We start from the raw sequence: 19751 nt of genomic DNA, 5'->3' as shown, positions 1-19751 counted from the left end.
GAAAAAGTCACCTTGTGGTGACGAACGAATGCTATTTTTAAGCTCTACAACGCCACGACCAGTGAAGGTCATGGCCCCCTGCCGCGAGCTAAAGGAAGCGCTCAATGAACAAGGTGGGCAACATGAACAAAGTGACGTTCCCCAACGCCTGCCAGCTGATGCGCTGGCATTTCCATCCAATGGGCTTCGAGGGCAGCATGGACGCGCCCGGCAGCATGATCGCCCGCCTGTTCGACCGGGCCAGCGGCGAGACGTTGATCGCCATCGCCGGCATCCCCTGCGCCACGGTGATGAATGCCGCCGATGTGGAGCGGATCATCGAGGCGGTGGAGGATGAGTTGGAGTCGTTTGTGCCGCCGCAGTCCCTGCGGGCCTGAACTCGATCCTTCAGACGGCCCATATCTTCTGTGGGAGCGGACGAGCCCCCTCCCACATTTGAACGGCATCGATCCGTTAATTGCGTTGGTCGTCGAAGAAGGCTTTCTTGCCATCTACCCGCTCTGAGGCCTTGGGCACATTCACTGCCTGGCCTTCGGGTTTTTCCACATACCAGTAGCAATGACTCACCGCCCGGGTGATGCCCACATACGCCAGGCGCAAGACCTCGTCTTTCTGGGCGTTGTCATACGGCTCGCTGTCCCCGTCCTTGCCCAGGCCCGCCATGCGGTACACCTGGTTCTTATACGGGGAATGGGTGACATGCTGGCAATCCCCAAGCAGGAATACCGCATCGGCCTGCAGCCCCTTGGCGCTGTGGTAGGTCAATTGTTTCAGCCTGCGCGCTGGAGGCGGCAAGCTAGAATCCACATTAACTGCAGACTGAATATGCTCTTGAATCAATAACTTATCGCTACTTTTTCGATAAAGCATTAACACTGATTCACCGCGTTGGTAATGCTCCAGCAACTGCCGCCCCAATGCTGCGTCGTCGCGCTCCAGCACCTTGACCGGCACCAGATCCTTGGGCGCTCCGCTGGCCTTGGCTTTCTTGCCGGGGATAGCCGGTGCGGCACGCACGATGTGCTCGGCCGCGTCGATGATGTGCTGGTGACTGCGGTAGTTCTCGCCCAGCATCACTCGGGTGGTGGCCGGCGACGGGAACTCCTTGTTGAACTCCATGAAGTACTTGGGCGAACTTCCACGCCAGCCGTAGATCGACTGCCAGTCATCCCCCACACACAACAGTGATGAATGCTGGGCGCCGCGCCCGACGTGCATGGCCGGGCCACGGCTGCGGATCTCGCGCAGGCTTGCGCGGATCCACGAGACGATCTGTGGCGAAACATCCTGGAACTCGTCGATCATCAGGTGCGACAGCGGCCGTAACAACGGATCGCTGAGCAGCTTGAGGTTTTCCGGGGTGTTCTCGCCGAACAGCGAAAACATGCGGTTGTAGGTCATGATCGGCGGCGACTGGTCCAGCAGGTGATCTTCCAGGGCCTTCCAGAAAATGCTCAGGGCCTCGAAGAAGAAGCGGTCTGGATCATCCTTGGCAAAATTCATCTGTCCAACCGCAGTAGGCACATCCAGCCCGAGGTTCTCGATAAATCCGGCCGCCATCACGAAACTGTCCAGTAACGGCGCCGACGCCAGTTCGCCTTTGACTTTGTAATCGAAGCCTGGCCCCGCAGCGGCATCACCCGCCAGGCTACTCAAAAGGCGCTTGGACGACTCATAGCTATCGAGCCATATCAATGGCTTACGACAGAAAGCTTGAAACAGTGTGCGCTTTACCGCCCACTCGGCGCGCACTGACAGTTTCGCGTTGGGCCGGCTGAGCTGGGCATTTTCCCGAGCATCGAAACCCAGCACCACCCAGGCGTCCAGCTCGGGGATATAGCCATGGCAATGAAAGCGTGCGCCATTGATCTCCACGGTCTGGCGATTGGGTTCGATGCCTTTGATCGGCCAGGCACCGGCGCGGAACCACAGGTCCTCGATCACATCACAGAGTTCTTCATCACGCTTGGCTGCCAGTTCGGTCACCGCTACGCGTTTTTGTACGTCAGGGTGATCACGCTCCAACTCCTTGAGCTGCAGCCCATGGCGCGCCAGCGGCGCAATCAGCTCGCGAAAGCGTGCGTGCCGCCCGTGCAGGTGGTGATAACAGGCATTCATCTGCTGGCGTTGGGCGTCGTTGATACGCAAGTCAAAGGGGTTGCTGTCGGCGTCGTCAAAACCCGAGCTGAGGTTTTCGAACGCTTGCAGGCGTTCAAAGCCCGGCAGGCTGCGCACCATCGGCAGAATGCGCGAGTGAAAGGTGCGCACCACGGCCTGCGCTTCTTTCATACCCAGGGGTTGGCCCCACAGGCTGAGAATTTCCATGAGCTTGTTGATGAAGTCTTTGCGCGACTCCCGGGTAAAGGTCACCACCGTCATAGAGCTCAGCTCAAAGCCCAGATAATGGGTCAACAGCAGGATACGCAGCACCAGCGAGGTGGATTTACCCGCGCCGGCCCCGGCAATCACCGACGTTGAGGGCGTATCGCTGAAAATCATCTTCCACTGCGCCGCGCTGGGCTGGGCATGGGCCGGCAGCAATCGCGCGACATCCGCCTTGATACGCTTCTTCAACTCGGCGGTGAGTGGCAGACGCCAATCATCGAACAGGCTATCGTCCACGCCCGGCGCACGGTGCTCATCCGGGCGGAAATCACGAATCAACAGGACCTGCCGGCCTTCCTCGATGCCATCGGCCTTGCCTTCGCGGTAACCGTACTCCACGCCCGCCTCGTGCCCACTGCGAAAACCGTCGGCCTGCCCGTGCAACCAGGAAAACCGGTGCTGGGCGCGCAAGCGGGTCAGGCCGTGGCCAAACAGGCGCGCGGCCAGGCGTTTCAATAGCGGCATTTCGGCCAAGGGGCGCAGTTCGGGAGGAAGATCAGGCTTTTGTTGCGACACGCGGACTCCTGCGATGAGCTGGGTTCTGACAAGTGCGCCATGGTCGCCGGAATCGACGTTCAGTGCCAGCCAATTGCTTTGCGGTCATGCAGTTAGGCGATGAACTGAAAGTCAAAACGCTGCTAACCAATCCATTAAATCGATAGGAATCAGGCATTTTTTACGCTTTTTATCGATCATGGGCTGCAGGATCATAGGGCCATCCACAGGAGACGATCATGCTTGAACTTCGACCTTTCAAATCCCTGGGCGGTGCCCACCATGGCTGGCTTGACGCCCATCACCACTTTTCGTTCGCCGAGTACCACGACCCCAGCCGCATGCACTGGGGCAACCTGCGGGTGTGGAACGACGACATCATTGCGCCCGGCACCGGCTTCCCGCAGCACCCGCACCGCGACATGGAGATCATCACCTATGTGCGTGAAGGTGCGATCAGCCATGCCGATAACCTTGGCAATAAAGGCCGTACCGAGGCGGGCGATGTACAGGTGATGAGCGCGGGCACCGGCATCGCCCACAGCGAGTACAACCTGGAAGATGCGCCGACCAAGATTTTCCAGATCTGGATTATTCCGAATCAAGCCGGTTTGCCGCCTTCGTGGGGCGCCAAACCGTTTCCGAAAGGTGATCGCGAGGGGTTTGTGACACTGGCCAGCGGTAAGGCCGGGGACAACGAGAGCCTGCACATTCGTGCGGATGCGCGGCTGGTGGCAGCGAACCTGAAAGCTGGGGAAAGTGCTGAATACCGGTTGGACAGCGGACGTCGTGCGTACCTGGTGCCGGCGACGGGCGTGATTGAAGTCAATGGCCTGCGTGCGCAAGCGCGAGACGGTGTGGCTGTAGAGAATGAACAGGTATTGCGGGTAACCGCGATCGAGGACAGCGAAATCGTCCTGGTAGACTTGGCCTGACCTCGATCAACTGTGGGAGGGGGCTTGCCCCCGATGGCTGTGTTTCAGAAAAAGAGATGCAAACTGACACACCGCTATCGGGGGCAAGCCCCCTCCCACATTGTTATTACGGCGTTATCCGGAGATGGCGCCGTCGACCAACACCTGCGCCTCTTCGACCAACTGCTTGAGGTGATCGTCACCGATGAAGCTCTCGGCGTAGATTTTGTAGATATCCTCGGTGCCCGATGGCCGCGCGGCAAACCAGCCGTTTTCGGTCATCACCTTCAAGCCGCCGATCGCCTGGTTGTTGCCCGGTGCGTGACTGAGGATCTGCTGAATGCGTTCCCCGGCCAGTTCGGTCGATGTCACCTGATCCGGCGACAGCTTGCCCAGCAAGGCTTTCTGCGCCGGGGTGGCCTTGGCGTCTACACGAATCGCGAACGGCTCGCCGAGGGCATCGGTCAGGCCGCGGTAGATCTGGCTCGGGTCCTGGCCTTTGCGCGAGGTCATTTCCGCTGCCAGAAGTGCGGGGATCAGGCCATCCTTGTCGGTGCTCCAGACCGTGCCGTCCTTGCGCAGGAACGAGGCGCCGGCGCTTTCTTCGCCGCCAAAGCCCAGCGAGCCTTCGAACAGGCCATCGGCAAACCACTTGAAGCCGACCGGCACTTCGTACAGGCGACGGCCGATGCGGGACGCCACGCGGTCGATCAAGCCGCTGCTGACCACGGTCTTGCCCACCGCCGCGTCTACGCGCCAGTCCGGACGGTTCTGGAACAGGTAGTCGATGGACACCGCAAGGTAGTTGTTCGGCGCCAGCAGGCCGCCGGACGGCGTGACGATACCGTGACGGTCATGATCCGGGTCGCAGGCGAAGGCCACGTCGAACCGTTCCTTGAGGCCGATCAGGCCCTGCATGGCGTAGCTGGAGGATGGGTCCATGCGGATCTGGCCGTCCCAGTCGACGCTCATGAAGCGAAAAGTCGCGTCGACTTCGGTGTTCACTACGTCCAGGTTCAAGCGGTAGTGCTCGGCAATCGCCGACCAGTAGCGCACCCCTGCTCCACCGAGCGGGTCTACGCCCAGGCGCAGGTCGGCGCTGCGGATAGCGTCCATGTCGATCACGTTGACCAGGTCGGCCACATAGCTGTTGAGGTAATCGTGGCGATGGGTGGTGTCGGCCTTGAGCGCCTGCGCGTGAGTGATGCGCTTGACCCCGGCCAGTTTGTTCGCCAGCAGTTCATTGGCCTTGGCTTCGATCCACTTGGTCACGTGGGTATCGGCCGGGCCGCCATTGGGTGGGTTGTACTTGTAGCCGCCACTCTGCGGCGGGTTATGCGACGGCGTGATGACGATGCCGTCAGCCAAACCGCTGGTTCGACCACGGTTGTAGCAGATGATCGCGTGGGAAATCGCTGGGGTCGGTGTGTATTCATCGCCTTCGGCGAGCATCACGTGCACGCCGTTGGCGGCCAGCACTTCCAGGGCGCTGGCACCGGCAGGCGTCGACAACGCATGGGTGTCCAGGCCGACAAACAGCGGGCCGTTGATGCCCTGGGCTTCGCGATACAGGCAGATCGCCTGGCTGATGGCGAGCACATGCCACTCGTTGAAGCTCAGTTCGAACGAGCTGCCACGGTGCCCGGACGTACCGAACGCTACGCGCTGGGTGGAGATTGCTGCATCAGGCTGGCCGGTATAGTAGGCCGTGACCAGTCGCGGGATATCCACCAGCAACTGGGCTGGCGCCGGCTTGCCCGCAAAAGGACTGATTGTCATGCATAAACCTCGGAAAGAAGGATTCGGAAAAGATGGCAGTTTACTGAGAGTTGGACTACTGCGCGACGGTATCGATCCCACAGCAGTAAGAGAAACTTCACGCAATCATCCCATTTGAGCCTGACGCAGGGCCTCGCTTATGGCAGCCAAGGCGATCTCCAGGTTGGGCTGCCCATGAAAGGTATGGCTCACGCGCAAGTGCTGATGATGCAGCCCACTGACACTGAACAGCTCACCGGGTGCAATCACGACCTGCTGGGCAAGCAGGCGCTTGAAGACCTGACGCATGTCGACGGCCTGGGTGGAGCCCAGCCAGAACGCCGCCCCGGCAGTCGGCATCCGATAACTCACCTGCTGCCCCAGATGCTGGTCAAGGCGCCCGCTCATTTCAGCCGCTTGTGCCTGCAGTAGTTGGCGTAATGCCCGCAAGTGCGGGTCTATTCGCCCGCTCTGATAAAGGCGGGCAATGGCGCGCTGGCGGATCGACGATAAGCGGAATGAGCGCAGCAGAAACTGGCGCTGCAACTCACTGCTCATGCGCCGAGATAACAGATAACCGTAGGGCGCTTCCGCCCCCAGTATTTTCTCGAACGAGGAAAACACCATCAGGCGCTCCGGGTTCACCCACTCGCGCAGGGCCGCCTGGGGTTCCTTGAAACCCAGCTCGCCAAAGGTGTCGTTTTCCAGCAGCCAGCAACCGTACCGGTCCAGCATCTGTGCCAGGCTGAGACGGTCATGGGCAGGCAGGGCATTGCCTGATGGCAGGCTGACCTTTGACGACAGCAATACCAGGTGCACCGGCTCATCGCGCAACAGTTGGTCAAGGGTCGTCAGGTCCAGGCGCCCTTCCGGGGTCCAGGGCAACTCGATGATGCGCACCGCGCAATCCTGGAACAGGCGCAAAATCAGCCAGTCGCAGGGGGATTCAACGATCACCGTGGTACCCCTGAGGCCCAGCACCTCAATCAGGATATCCAGCACCCCGCGCAGGTCGGCCCCGATGTAGATGTCGTCGGCGTGCCAGCAACGCGTGGGCGACGAAGTGTACCGCGCCGCCAGTGCCGCACGCAGTTCCCACACGCCACACGGCTGTGACCAGGGTTGCAGATGACGCGGGTACTGGCGCACCAGCTCCCGTTCGAGGCGCAACAGCGCCCCATCCAGCGAAGCCAGCAGCGCCGGTTCATCGCCGCTGAACACCGCCATGCAGGGGTTACGTGCCGCCGCGTAGAGCCGGTCAAGCAAATCGCCGCCGCCCCCAGCCATGGTGCTTGATGAAAGCGGCCAGGCGTAATAACCCGACTTGGCCACCGAGTAGACCCTGCCCTCCTTCTCAAGCAGCGAGTAGGCGTATTGGATCGTCGAGATCGATACGTTCAGGCGCCTCGCCAATTGCCGCAGCGATGGCAGCTTTACACGGGTATCGGTGCTGACTTCGTTGATCAGGTTGATCATGTAGCGGTAGACCGCCTGATACGCGAAGTCGGCTTGTCGCTCGCCGCGCAGTGTCATCGCCCGGACAATTGGCAAGCAGGCGTGTTGCCATGGTCCATGACGCTTGCATTGCGCGATTTCCCACTCGCGCCCGGCACCGGACGCTTGCGATAGAGGTGCTGCAACAAGGGCATCGGCAGGCCACTGGTGTCGCTGACCCACTGTTGCAACATGTCAGCCGATTGCTTGCCCTGCAGAACCTTGTGCAGCTCAGGCAAGGCCACCAGCATGCCAGGGTGGCATTGACGCAAATAACCTTCCAGCCGCTCCCCATGGTGGATAAACGGCGAGAACAGCAGGCACACCAACTGTGTTTCATCCAGCCCAAAGAACTGCTGCGCGGCGGTACTCGGCAGGGCAGCGTCTTCACCGATGCCAACCTGCGCCAGCCACTCCTCGGGCAGGTGCTGGCGACGCAGGAATTGCGAGGCCTGGCGGATAAAGCCTTGCACCCCCTCTTCGTAGTCAAGGTCTCGCAGGCAGCGGGCCTGCAAGCCACGCAGATGAGCCATCATCAGAGGATTGGAGTAGCCAGGATGGCTGAAATGAAATCCAAGCGGGTCGGGAGCAAACGCCATGAATTCAGTCAATATCGGCGACATTTGCGTATCCACGTCCTCCAGCAGGTCGGCAATGCTGATGTAAGCCAGGTGACGGTGACCCGCCTTGCTGGGGTTGGCACTGGCGACATAATGTTCACCGTACACCTCGCGGTAGTAGCTGGTGCTCCACTCGTCCATGCGCGCAAACAACCCGGTAAGCGACAACGGCCAGGTACTGGCGATCGGAACGCCGACGCTCTGGGCTGTTTTCTTCAGCCAGGCCAGAAACTGCCCTTGCTTGCGCGGGGAATCACCACTGACCAGGGCATGCACCCCGCCATTCCAGGTGGTCACGCGCTGGTAGAAATCCCCGAGTGCCAGATACGTGTCGCTGCACAAAGTGGCACGGCAATCTCCCGAACTCAGGTGCCCGATCATCAGCATGTTGCGCTGGCTGGTTTCTCGCCCCATGGCAGAGACCGGCCGTTGATGGTTGAAGGGCAGTACTTCCTGGTTCTCCACCATCAGCAGTTCAACCCTCGGATCATCGTGCAGGAACAAGCGCCCGTAACCCTGATTGAGGCTGTCGAGCCTGCTTTCGGTCATGCCCGAATGGCGCAACGTTGCCACCCGCAGCTTGAAGGTTCGTGGCGCTCGCCCGGCGATGGTCAGCTGTGCAGCACGCAGCAATGCCAAGGTACAGCTGCTGACTTCGCCTCCGCCATGGGCCATCAACACCTTGTATTCCCCCACCTGCTCCATGCCACCCGCGGCCACGACAATTCGCTGGACCAACAACTGAAGCGCTGTTCGCTCCGCACGATTAAAGTGCCCGATCAAACGCTGCAGAACTTGCTGGTAAACATAATTCATAGCCTGTTCGTGAATAGTGCTCATCGTTCTACTACCTGAATTGAAATGTCAGTTTCGGGCAACTACTGAGCGTGTTTGCCCGATCTATTACACGCATAGAAAGTTCCACATCACATTGTGAAGCGCTAAATAAACAGTAGCACCGAGCAACAAAATGACACGGAGATTCCCGGGTATCAGCCCAGCCTTGAAATCCTCCACCCCTCTATTTATCTAGGCCCAAACGAGGCCGAGCTGGAAACCTAGGAAAATTCCGACAACTTCCTACACGTCTTTAGCCAGTCAATCAAAGACGTGTCTGACAAATAAAACTGCAAACTTTCCAACTTATTGGATTGAGGTTCGTCCTGGATATATCTACTTCCCTGATTCCACACAAGCGCAGCAGCCTCTGCTTCGAGCACTCGCGATTGCAGTGTCGGATATTCAATCATTGCTCAGTCCTTGAGATGAAAGTTAAGGCGCAATTATCAGTGCTGGAATAATGATTAATAGATACAGAACCTGGCCGAAAACCAGTGCAGATAAAGCACCGGCGCCTGTATTAATCACACGCACACAAAGACGCCGCGCTGGATTTCAGGGCGGCGTCAGAGAGGAAGGCCGGATTCAGGGGCTAAAGCGCCAGCTGGGCGCCTGGCGGGCGATGCAGGTTCCGTCCTGTCAAATGGCGCATTTGCCTCACGCGGCGGATGGCAGGAAAGCTTGTTTACGAATATTCCTACGCCCTAAACAGCTTCAACCTGCAACGCAACGCGTTCGCGGCACGGGCATTCGTCCATGTAGCGGTGCGCTTCCACAAATTGGCTGAAGGGAAACACCGTGGTTTTCAGCGGCACCAGCACGCGATCGGCGGTCAGTTGGTTGATATCCCGCAGGGCGCGCTGCAAAGCGACCTGATCCTGGATGATGCCCAGTTCGGGTTTGCCGGTGAAGTTACCAATGCAGTGCACAAAGAACTGAATGTTCTTCTGGAACGCCGCACACGCGGGGAATGGCGTCTGGTTACCGCCCTGCAAGCCATACAGCACCAGGCTGCCGCGCGGTGCCAGCACATCGCCGAGCAACGACATTTGCGGGCCGCCCAAGCCATCGAACACCACGTCGACACCGCGGTTGTCGGTGAACTTGTTGATTTGCATGAGCAGGTCCTGCTCTTCGGTGACGATGACCTTCTCCGCACCGAGGGACAGCAGGTACTCGCGCTCCGCACTGTCCTTGGTCGCGGCAATCACCCGTACACCCAGGGCCTTGCCCAGTTGCACAAAGGAAGGGCCGGCACAGTGACTGGCATCGGTGACCAGGGCAAACTGCCCAGGCTTGACCCGAGCCAGATCCACATAGGCAAAATAGGCAATCAGCAGCGGCGTGTAGTGCACGCTGGCTTCAATCGGGCTCAAGACATCCGGATAGCGGGTCAGGGCCGAACGGGGCAGGACGATCTGCTCGCCATACACCGGGTAATCATTGGGGCTTTCAGCCGGAAAACTGGCGACTTTGTCACCCACGGCCAAATCATCCACGCCATCGCCGACGGCGACCACAACCCCTGCCATCTCATGGCCAAGGCCGGACGGCAAGCGTGCATGGGAAGACGCCAGGTTCTGGCGCCACAGAATGTCATACCAGCTGATGCCAATCGCTTCGACACGCACCTGCACTTCGCCCGGTGCGGGCTGCGCAGCTGCATGCTCTTCGCATTTGAGCACCTCGGCCGGACCAAACTTGTGAAAACGGATCGTGCGGGACATCGCAAACCTCGTCAAAGTAACCTCTAATGCCATGAACTCTATCTGGGCTTTGCGGGTAAGACCACCGGTCGCCATTAATAGTCGACATGCCTGTCATTGATTCCGCAACTGAGTAATAGACCCCAGAGCTTGTAAGAAAACTCAATTTTCCTGTGCAGAGTAACAGCCTTTACCCGTAAGATTCATGCCGGTCATTCTTCTTATATGGCTGCTCTCGTCAAGTTTGCTGACTCTTCCAGGACACAAGATGAACCGTAACGACCTGCGTCGTGTCGACCTTAACCTCTTGATCGTATTCGAAACCTTGATGCATGAGCGCAGCGTGACCCGCGCCGCCGAGAAACTGTTCCTCGGCCAGCCGGCCATCAGCGCGGCGTTGTCGCGCTTGCGCGGGCTGTTTGATGACCCGCTGTTCGTGCGCACCGGCCGCAGCATGGAGCCGTCGGCCCGGGCTGTGGAAATCTTCGCCCTGCTCTCCCCGGCCCTGGACTCGATCTCCACCGCCGTCAGCCGTGCTGCCGAGTTCGACCCGGCCACCAGCACGGCGGTGTTCCGCATCGGCCTGTCCGACGACGTCGAATTCGCCCTGCTGCCCCAACTGCTCAAACGCCTGCGCGCCGAGGCGCCCGGCATCGTGCTGGTGGTCCGTCGCGTCAATTACATCCTGATGCCTGGCTTGCTGGCCTCCGGCGAAATCTCCATCGGCGTCAGCTACACCGCCGACCTGCCAGCCAACGCCAAGCGCAAAGTGCTGCGCCGCAGCCTGCCGAAACTGCTGCGTGCCGACAGCGTGCCGGGCTCCCTGAGCCTGGATGACTTCTGCGCACGGCCCCACGCACTGGTGTCCTTTGCCGGGGACCTGAGCGGCTTTATCGATGAAGAGTTGGAAAAGCTCGACCGCAAACGTCACGTGGTGTTGGCGGTGCCGCAGTTCAACGGGTTGGGGACGTTGTTGGCGGGTACTGACATCCTGGCGACCGTGCCGGATTATGCGGCAGAGGCATTGACGTCTGCGGGTGGGTTGCGGGCGGAGGATCCGCCGTTGCCGGTGCGTTCGTTTGAACTGCATATGGCGTGGCGTGGGTCGCAGGATAATGATCCGGGGGAGCGGTGGTTGCGGTCGCGGATACAGATGTTTTTTGGGGACCCCGACAGTTTGTAATCGAAGTCCCCATCAAGCTTCAAAAAAAACCTTTAATAACATTGCATGACCGACTAACCCAGTGCGCCGCAGCTTGTCTGGATCCCCTGAGTTCAAAACCGAATCAGCGGCAAATTTTGGCTCGTTAAGTTGATTGTCACATCCTGAACATTCCGCAAATCAACCTTCTCTGAGTTTACTCATGTTCTGATCTTCGCTTGGTGCAAACCTCTCCTCACCCGCTACGGGTACCCAGCCGTTCAACGGTGTCAGGAAATGCAGTTCAAAACGACGTGACAGGAACGCCCATTTTCCGTTCCGACGTTCAAACCTGTCGTGATACAACCCGCTGACTTGGACCGGGCCTTTTTCAGTGTCGACTCTTCGTGCCAGATTCCGCTCAGGAGCGACACGTCGATGCGATCGAAGGCATTGGCGTAGGCGCTGATCAGCGACTCGATGGCGGCGCGACCTCCAGGGCGTCCAGTCGGGTGTTCAATTCTTCACTGTTCATGTTGAGGTGTCCTGCGGGGGGCTTCGCAAAAGCGACAAAAGCAACCCTCTGCAAGGGTTGCACCAGGTTCGATCGGGAGGTCAGATCTGCGACAGCCCGCCGTCGACCATCAGTTCCACCCCGTTGACATATTTCGCATCGGCGGATGCGAGGAACAGCGCTGACGAGGCGATTTCTTCAGGTTGGGCCATGTATCCCAGCGGAGTGATCTGCTCGACATGGTGGCGCAGCGCGGCAATGTCGCTTTCGCTCATCTTCAAGCCGTTGTCCATCAAAGGAGTGCGGGTGAAGCCAGGGCTCAGGACATTCGTTCGGATCTTGCGGCCTTTGAGTTCGTTGGCCCAGGTCCTGGCGAAGGACCGCACGGCAGCCTTGGATGCGTTGTAGAGACTCAGTCCTTCCATGCCATTGCTGGAGCAGATAGACGCCGTCAGCACAATCGAAGCGCCGTTTTTCAACAAAGGCATCAACGTCTGCACAGTAAAAAACACGCCCTTCACGTTAATGTCGAAGAGGTTGAAGTACGCCGCCTCGGTGGTCTCGCCCAGCGGGTTCTTTTCGCAAATACCCGCGTTGGCAAACACTGCGTCCAACTGATCGTTGCGCCCCTCAATCGTCGCCTTGAGCTGATCGAGATCGGCCTGGCGCGCGACATCGGAAATAACCGCGATCGCTCTATCGCCAAGCCTGGCCACCGCAGCCTCCAGCGTGGCTGCAGAACGCCCAGTGATGTAAACACGCCTGGCGCCCTCTGCAATCAAACCCTGCGCAATCGCAAACCCGATCCCGGTGGATGCGCCGGTGACCACTGCTACCTGACCAGCGAATTTACCTGACATATCTGACTCCTCAGTCTCGTTTGTGTGGACCGACTGGAACCACAGTGCGGCCATTTTGAGAGGAATCAGGCACTCGACGGCACTGCCATAAATGAACGCTGGGCGTTCAATTTTGTGAGGCGTCAGCCCAAGTTTGATCGTTTAGATTGGGCCCCATTGATTCGGAGCATGACCCGCCATCGTGAATATTCTGGAACCGAAGGGTTCCAGACAGGAGACCTTATGCCACAGACAAAAATCGCCCCACCGGAACCGCGGCGCTGGTTGATGTTCGCCATCTTATTGGTCGGTGCGTTTTTACCGCCGCTGGATTTTTTCATCGTGAACGTGGCGCTGCCCTCGATCCAGCAATCGCTCGGCACGGCCTCCTCCGCCGAACAGTTGATCATTTCCTCGTACGCGGCGCTTTATGCCGTGACACTGATTACCGGCGGACGGCTGGGTGATATCTACGGTCGCATGAGAATGTTTTTCCTTGGCCTGGTTGGTTTCGCAGTTGCCTCACTGATCTGCGGCGTCGCCGAGTCACCTTGGGTGTTGATCGCCGGACGTTCGCTGCAAGGCGTGACGGCAGCCGTCATGGCGCCCCAGGCACTCGCTTCTGCGCAGGCTATGTTTCCCGAGTCCGAAAAGCCCTTGGCGCTGAGTCTCTATGGCGCGGTCTTTGGGCTGGCGTCAGTAGCCGGCCAGGCACTTGGCGGGATATTAATAGCGCTCGACTTGATGGGCTTGGGGTGGCGGGCGATATTTCTGGTTAATCTACCGATTGCGTTGCTGGTCATTCTGATCGCCATTCCCGTGGTCAGGGAAACCCGCGCGCAACGGACAAGCAAGCTGGATCTGGGTGGAACCGTCCTGTCCATGGCGACCCTTGGGGCGCTGATCGTTCCATTGATCGAAGGGCGTGAAGCCGGCTGGCCCTTGTGGGCCTGGCTGTCGCTTGCGGCCGTACCGCTGCTGGGCTGGCTGTTCTGGCGCTACGAAGCCCGTTTGCACCAGGCGCAAGGCGCACCGTTGCTTGATCCTGTCGCATTGCGCACGCCTGGGTTGGGCCGGGCACTGCTCGTCGCCCTGACCTTCTACGCGATCGGCGTGTTTTTCCTGCTGTTTTCCATGTATTTACAGGGAGCGCTGCATACGAGCCCACTCAATGCAGGCCTGATCTTCCTTCCTTTTGGCGCGGGATTTTTGCTGGGCCCGCTTTCCACCCCTCAATTCAGGCGTTTCCTGGGGGCTTACGTGAACCCCGTCGGAATGGGGCTTGAGGTGCTGGGGTTCGTGCTCCTGGCCTGGCTCGTGACGCACACACCGATGGCCGTCACGCCCCCTGCGCTGCCCCTCGCCGTCATTCTGTTTCTGATCGGTTTCGGACAAGGACTGGCCCTGCCGACATTGATGCGAATGATCACAGGACGCGTGGCGCCCGCGTATTCCGGCATGATTGCGGGCATTGCCAGTTCTACCCTGCAAATCAGCACATCACTGAGCGTGGCGATAATAGGCGGCATTTTCTACACCCTCCTGGGCACGGATACGGACGCGGCCGCCATCACTCACGCCTTCACCGTTTCCATACTCTGCATCGCGGCATGCCTGGCCTTGGGCGCGGGACTCAGCCTAAGCCTGGCGCGCCAACCGGCTGCGCAATTGCAAACGGCAGCCCTGCGCCCAGTAAAGTGAATCATCGGCCCTGCTGCGAGCCGATCATGCTCGAGGCAAGGTCGGCAAGGGCACGAAGACTGTCCATCTGCCGCATGTCCTGGTGGTAACCCATCCAGATGTCGCGACCCGGTGGCGGTTCATGCGGATCAATCAGCCGCAGCGCCGTCAACTGGTCGCCCAGGACGCGAGGCAATACGGCGACACCCTGCCCTTGCGCGCACATGTGCGCCTGGGCTGTGCGGCTGCTACTGGTGAACACCTTACGGGCCAGAGGGTAACGCTGCTGCAGCCATTGCACATCGGGATAGTGAGACTGGGCAACACTCATGGTGATCAAACCCACCCCGTCGCCCTGCGGCTCGGGGTCAGCGGATCCGACGGCCGCGTATAACCCGTAGCTCAAGGTAGTCAGTTTGCGGTGGACAATATCGGGTTCGGTGAAAGGAACGATCCGAAAGGCAATGTCGGCATCGCGACGAGCCAGGTCAAACAATCGATGTCCTGCGATGACCTCGGGCACGATCAGCGGATAACGTCGTCCCAGTTCATTCAGGACCGGGGCCAGCACATAACAGGCGAACCAGTCGGCGCAAGAAATGCGCAACACACCTTCTGGCTGTGCGCTGTCCCCCGCAAGGCGCCTTTCGATTGCCAAGGCACTTTGCTCCATTTCCTGCGCCAGACTGAGCAGCTTTTCTCCGCTGTCGGTCAGAACCAGACCCTGGGTGGTACGCAGGAAAATGGGTTGGCCACTGGACTGCTCAAGCACCTGCAAGCGTCGCCCCACGGTCGGATGGCTGACACCCAACTGCTTGGCGGCAGCGCCCAGCGACCCGCTGCGGGCAATCGCGAGAAAGACCCGCACATCACTCCAGTCCATGCGTTACCCCGTACAAAAAAGAACAGTGAGAGTGCAGCGATGGCACTGCCGTAGCAATCTCAGGCCCGACATACTGCTCTGCATACACCTTCGTTGAAACACCAACCGGGGACTGCAAATGTCGACTTTCGGGAGTCGCGTACGACCCCTTCAACCTGACCGCAGGACCCTGACGTTCATTAAATCAAACACTGAAAAGCTTCCACAGTATCGCGTAAGGCATCTCATCATCAGCAATGTCATGCGACCGAAAATAATAAACAGCCGATGCGCTTTCCAAGCCCTTATGAACAAATGCACCGTCAGACATAACACGATAAGAGGCGTACTCCATTAACCTGTCAGAACCAAGAGCGCCAAGCGCCTCTTTTATCTGACGGTAGGTCGCACCCGCCTTCGATCTGCACAGCGACGACCACTCTTTCACGTTATCTGCCTCTAGCCTATTGCGGCCATTGATTATCCAGCCTTCGACCCTGCCAGCCTTGAGTGCACTCTCCGCGGCTGCTTTGGCCGATCCCTCAGGCATATTCTTTACGGAGTTTATGATCTCTGATTGCCAGGCCTGTAACTTTGAATCGGGCAAGGAATTCGGATAGCCCCCGCTGGCGTTGGCGTATCCGAGGTCCGAGGCGATGCGCATCACAGACTCGTTGCCGCTCAGTGTGCCTGACCCGGCAGGTGTATTTGGCAATGCGAGGCAGAAACATAAGACAAACTGCGGCTACCCTGAACACGGCTACCCTGAACACTGTCCCATTCGACAACGGCAAGAATCAGGAGTGATGGAAATGCGCAGTTTTACCCTTCAACGTATCGATCACGTTGTTTTGCGGGTCAAGGACATTGAGCGCAGCCTGGCGTTCTACACATCCGTGCTGGGGTGTGATGTCAAAAAACGCCGTGACGACCTCGGCATGATTCACCTGAGCGCTGGCACATCCATGATTGACCTGGTTGATGTGAACGGGCCGATCGGGCGTCAGGGTGGGCAGCCGGCAGGCAAGCAAAGACACAATGTCGATCACGTTTGCCTGCGAGTCGAGCCGTTCGATGAACAGGCCATTCTCCAGCACCTGGCGGCGGCCGGGGTATCCGCTGAAGCGGCCGTGATGCGGTATGGCGCGGAGGGAACCGGGTTATCGATGTATCTCAATGATCCTGATGATAATCAGATCGAGTTGAAAGGCCCTGCGGTGCAGGCTTGATGGCTGGAACGCGTCGAGCCTGAGTCATCATCCGACTGTGCCAGTGAACTTGTGCACGCACCCTTCCCGGTAAATTCAATCTGTTCGACCGCGTTACGGCGCCCCCACCGTCAGGCTCCAGCGCCCTAATCGAAAGCCCCTTCGAGCACCTCATAAATAAGGCCGGAAGCAATAGCCACGAGGATCAGATCGGTGCCCGCCTGCTGCCATTCGTAGCCGTCATAATGCGGCAGCCTGCCCAGCAGGCGCCCATCGAGCTTCTTGGCAATGCCTGGAGGCAGCGGTTTGCCTCGCGCTAACTTCTTCTGTATGCCAGGCGGCAGTGATGGGCCTGGGCTCCAGTAGTCACGATAGCCACCAAGCACCCCCAGGATGCCGCCACGGTCGATACTGGGGCCGTGCCCCCTATCATCGGCGTCTGCGCCTTTGCCCTTATGGCCCTGGTTGCCATGACCCTGGCCGCCCTGTGCGTTGCCCTTTGCGGATCCCTGGCCCTTGCCGTTGCCAGGGTCGGCCACCGCCGCCACTGGGCCCAGGACCAAAGCGAGGCACGTAACAGCAACCGCCAGCGTGCGGGGTTTGAACATGATCGTCTTCTCCGTAAGGGAACCTCCCTTGGAATGTAGTCGACATTGGCGATAAGCAGCGCGCCTGTTTTTCACATAATAAAAATAGGTAATTTTATTTCAGATATAAATAATATTAACTGATAATTAGCTTATTCCAAAAAAGACTTTCCACAAGGTTTTTTATAGATATATCTTCATTTCAAAGACCGACCCCATACCTGGCGGAGGACGCATCCACACCCTCCAGGTTACCTCCATGCCCGACATCGCCTTCCCCACGCCCCTCAAGAAATTACCTCTTTCACTCCTGACCGGCTCCCTGCTCCTGACTGCAGCACCCTCTTTTGCCGAAGACGCCAAGCTCGACACCGTCACTGTGATTTCCACCGGTCTGCGTGGCCAGCAACGCACGGTGGCCGACAGCCCGGCGCCGATCGATGTGATCAACAGCGACCAGTTGCTCAAGACCGGCCGCGCCGAGTTGTCCGAAGCCATCGCCAAACTGCTGCCGTCGTTCAACTTCGGCACCAACATCGCCGGCTATAACTCGGTGACCCGCCCGCTGAGCAACCGTAGCCTGGGGCCGGCCTACACCCTGGTGCTGGTCAACGGTAAACGCCGGCATAACGGCGCCACCGGCCAGCGCGGTTCCATCGATAACAGCGGTGCGAATGCGGTGGACATCGACCTGATCCCGGTCAGCGCGGTAGACCATATCGAGGTGCTCAAGGACAGCGCTGCCGCGCAGTACGGTTCCGATGCAGTCGCTGGCGTGATCAATATCATCCTCAAGTCCGGGAAGAGCGGCGGCCACCTGGAGACCAGCTACGGTCAGTTGTATTCCGGCCAGGGCGAGACCATCAAGGTCGCGGGCGACCAGGGCTTCGAACTGGGCCAGGGCGGCTTCTTTCACTTCTCCGCCGATGCGCGCAAACGTGGCAGCGCATCGTGGAACGACAAGGCCGACAGCAGCGTGCGAGCGTTCGCTGACCCAGCCAAGGAAGCGGCCTGGGACCGGGTGGCGATCAAGAACGGCGACCCGGACCTCAAGGCCTTCAACCTGGCCTACAACGCCGAACTGCCGCTGGAAGACCTGACACTGTATTCGTTCTCCACCTACGGCGAACGCGATGCCGAGGCCGCCAACTACTTTCGCCTGCCGACTGGCACCGCCGCAGTGCCCGAGGTGTTTCCCGACGGTTACTTCCCGCTCAACAACATCAAGGACCGCGACTACCAGTTGCTGTTCGGCGGCAAGGGCCTGGTGGCCGACTGGAACTGGGACCTGAGCACCACCTACGGGCGCAACAACGTGCACCACTCCAGCGACCTGAATATCAACCCGTCGCTGGGCACCGCGTCGCCGACCAAATTCGACAACCTGGCGACCTTCCGCTTCGAGCAGTGGGTCAACAACCTGGACTTCACCCGCCGCTACGACAGCCTGTTCAACCTGACGCCGCCGGTGCAGGTCTCCGCCGGCCTGGAACACCGCTGGGAACATTTCAGCACGTTTGCCGGCGAGCGCGAGGCCTATATTACCGGCACCTACCCCGCCGCATCGGGCGCACAGGCGGCGGTGACGATTCGCCCGGAAGATGAAGTCAGCCTGATCCGCAACAACTACGCCGGTTACCTGGACCTGGGTTTCGATCTCACGGACCGCTGGTTCCTCGACGTCGCCGGGCGGGTCGAGCACTACGACGATGACTCGGGCAACACCTTCGGCCTGAAAGTGAACTCACGCTACGAACTCACCGACAGCGTGGCCGTGCGCGGCACAGTGGGCACCGGTTTCCGCGCCCCCTCCCTGACCCAGATCGGCTACACCGTGGCCGACAACCGCGTGGCGACCGATGTGAACGGCAACGTGGTGCCGGCCGTGACGCGCCTGACGCCGTCCGGCAGCAACCTGGCCAAGGCGCTGGGCGGCGATGACCTCAAGCCGGAGAAATCGCGCAACCTGGGGCTGGGCCTGACCTGGCAGCCGGCGCCACGCACCAGCGTCACCGCCGACGCCTACCTGATCGACATCGATGACCGCATCGCCCTGACCAGCAATATCTACGACCGTGGCAACGGAGCGATCAACGCCATTCTCGCCGCCCAGGGCGTACCCACCGGTACCTGGGTCAACTACTACACCAACGCCTTCGACACCCGCACCAGGGGCCTGGACGTGGTGGCCGACCACACCACGCCGCTGGAGGCCTGGGGCGATGTGCGCTGGAGCCTGGGCTTCAACTGGAACAAGACCACGATTGAAGGCACTCGCGATACGCCGGCGGCACTGGCAGGCTCAGGCGTGACCCTGGTCGGCCGCGACCGCGAAGGCGACCTGACCGACGCCTCTCCCAAGACCAAGTGGATCCTGGGTGCCAACTGGAAGGTGCGGGACCTGGCCGTCAACCTGCAAACCGCGCGCTACGGCGCGGTCAAGACCCTGGCCGTCAACCCGACGGGCGACCGCAGCTTCGGCGCCAAATGGATCACCGACCTGGACGTCAGCTACACCTTCGTCGACAGCCTCACCGTGAGCATCGGCGGCACCAATATCTTCGACGTGCGCCCCGACAAACACGCGGTGTACAGCAACCTCGGCCTCGCGGCCTACGGCAACCCGCCGTTCTACCCCGGCGGCGGCTACTGGTACACCAAGCTCGCCTACGACTTCTGATCCACACGCCACATGAGGGCACACCATT

15 protein-coding genes are annotated in these 19751 nt (G+C 59.7%); 6 read left to right on the top strand and 9 right to left on the bottom strand.

All coding sequences use genetic code 11. The annotated features are described in order from the left end of the window. Positions 1-104: 104 nt before the first annotated feature. On the top strand, positions 105-377 hold the full coding sequence (locus tag BM110_RS09220) for a DUF1652 domain-containing protein (RefSeq protein ID WP_058425948.1): 273 nt from the start codon (positions 105-107) through the stop codon (positions 375-377). A gap of 76 nt (positions 378-453) precedes the next feature. On the opposite strand, the gene BM110_RS09215 is transcribed toward BM110_RS09220, so the two are convergent. Continuing rightward, positions 454-2901 (bottom strand): UvrD-helicase domain-containing protein, encoded by a 2448-nt coding sequence (locus tag BM110_RS09215; RefSeq protein ID WP_093513214.1) that lies wholly within the window; start codon positions 2899-2901, stop codon positions 454-456. Between the two features lie 218 nt (positions 2902-3119). Here BM110_RS09215 and BM110_RS09210 point away from each other — a divergent pair, with 218 nt between their 5' ends. After that, positions 3120-3815, top strand: a complete 696-nt coding sequence (locus tag BM110_RS09210; RefSeq protein WP_092243400.1) for a pirin family protein — start codon at positions 3120-3122, stop codon at positions 3813-3815. A 114-nt stretch (positions 3816-3929) separates the two neighbouring features. Here the strand turns inward: BM110_RS09210 and pgm are convergent, their stop codons facing one another. From pgm to BM110_RS09185, 4 genes are all read right to left on the bottom strand, one after another. Continuing rightward, positions 3930-5573, bottom strand: a complete 1644-nt coding sequence (pgm, locus tag BM110_RS09205; protein ID WP_093513213.1) for a phosphoglucomutase (alpha-D-glucose-1,6-bisphosphate-dependent) — start codon at positions 5571-5573, stop codon at positions 3930-3932. 105 nt (positions 5574-5678) lie between these two features. Next, positions 5679-7085, bottom strand: a complete 1407-nt coding sequence (locus BM110_RS09200; RefSeq protein ID WP_092243394.1) for an aminotransferase-like domain-containing protein — start codon at positions 7083-7085, stop codon at positions 5679-5681. Further along, positions 7082-8506, bottom strand: a complete 1425-nt coding sequence (locus tag BM110_RS09195; RefSeq protein ID WP_092243390.1) for a hypothetical protein — start codon at positions 8504-8506, stop codon at positions 7082-7084. Before BM110_RS09195 ends, BM110_RS09200 begins: the two co-directional genes overlap by 4 nt. A gap of 704 nt (positions 8507-9210) precedes the next feature. Continuing rightward, on the bottom strand, positions 9211-10233 hold the full coding sequence (locus BM110_RS09185) for a zinc-dependent alcohol dehydrogenase family protein (RefSeq protein ID WP_071495692.1): 1023 nt from the start codon (positions 10231-10233) through the stop codon (positions 9211-9213). Between the two features lie 247 nt (positions 10234-10480). Here BM110_RS09185 and BM110_RS09180 point away from each other — a divergent pair, with 247 nt between their 5' ends. Beyond that, positions 10481-11395, top strand: a complete 915-nt coding sequence (locus BM110_RS09180; protein ID WP_028616088.1) for a LysR family transcriptional regulator — start codon at positions 10481-10483, stop codon at positions 11393-11395. A gap of 573 nt (positions 11396-11968) precedes the next feature. Here BM110_RS09180 and BM110_RS09170 read toward each other — a convergent pair. Continuing rightward, complete coding sequence (locus BM110_RS09170) at positions 11969-12727, bottom strand: SDR family oxidoreductase (RefSeq protein ID WP_093120958.1); 759 nt, start codon at positions 12725-12727, stop codon at positions 11969-11971. A gap of 222 nt (positions 12728-12949) precedes the next feature. Here BM110_RS09170 and BM110_RS09165 point away from each other — a divergent pair, with 222 nt between their 5' ends. Continuing rightward, complete coding sequence (locus tag BM110_RS09165; protein WP_092250110.1) at positions 12950-14407, top strand: MFS transporter; 1458 nt, start codon at positions 12950-12952, stop codon at positions 14405-14407. Position 14408: 1 nt separating this feature from the next. On the opposite strand, the gene BM110_RS09160 is transcribed toward BM110_RS09165, so the two are convergent. Both BM110_RS09160 and BM110_RS29560 read right to left on the bottom strand, forming a co-directional pair. Then, the gene (locus BM110_RS09160) at positions 14409-15269 is read right to left on the bottom strand and encodes a LysR family transcriptional regulator (protein WP_092250113.1); all 861 of its coding nucleotides are present in this window, start codon (positions 15267-15269) and stop codon (positions 14409-14411) included. A gap of 184 nt (positions 15270-15453) precedes the next feature. Next, a complete protein-coding gene (locus BM110_RS29560) occupies positions 15454-15912 on the bottom strand; it encodes a hypothetical protein (protein WP_175538839.1) in 459 nt (152 codons plus the stop codon). Between the two features lie 148 nt (positions 15913-16060). Here BM110_RS29560 and BM110_RS09150 point away from each other — a divergent pair, with 148 nt between their 5' ends. Next, positions 16061-16477: a VOC family protein gene (locus tag BM110_RS09150; RefSeq protein WP_093513212.1), complete on the top strand. Its 417-nt coding sequence runs from the start codon at positions 16061-16063 to the stop codon at positions 16475-16477. A gap of 125 nt (positions 16478-16602) precedes the next feature. Here the strand turns inward: BM110_RS09150 and BM110_RS09145 are convergent, their stop codons facing one another. Next, on the bottom strand, positions 16603-17064 hold the full coding sequence (locus tag BM110_RS09145) for an anti-virulence regulator CigR family protein (protein ID WP_092250118.1): 462 nt from the start codon (positions 17062-17064) through the stop codon (positions 16603-16605). 238 nt (positions 17065-17302) lie between these two features. Between BM110_RS09145 and BM110_RS09140 the strand changes: the two genes are divergently transcribed. Beyond that, positions 17303-19723, top strand: a complete 2421-nt coding sequence (locus tag BM110_RS09140; protein WP_093513211.1) for a TonB-dependent receptor plug domain-containing protein — start codon at positions 17303-17305, stop codon at positions 19721-19723. The last annotated feature ends 28 nt before the right edge of the window (positions 19724-19751 follow it).

The organism is Pseudomonas sp. NFPP28, from assembly GCF_900115535.1.
Lineage (GTDB): Bacteria > Pseudomonadota > Gammaproteobacteria > Pseudomonadales > Pseudomonadaceae > Aquipseudomonas > Aquipseudomonas extremorientalis.
The sequence above is the reverse complement of the archived record's forward strand: the minus strand, read 5'-3'. Positions and strand labels throughout refer to the sequence as shown.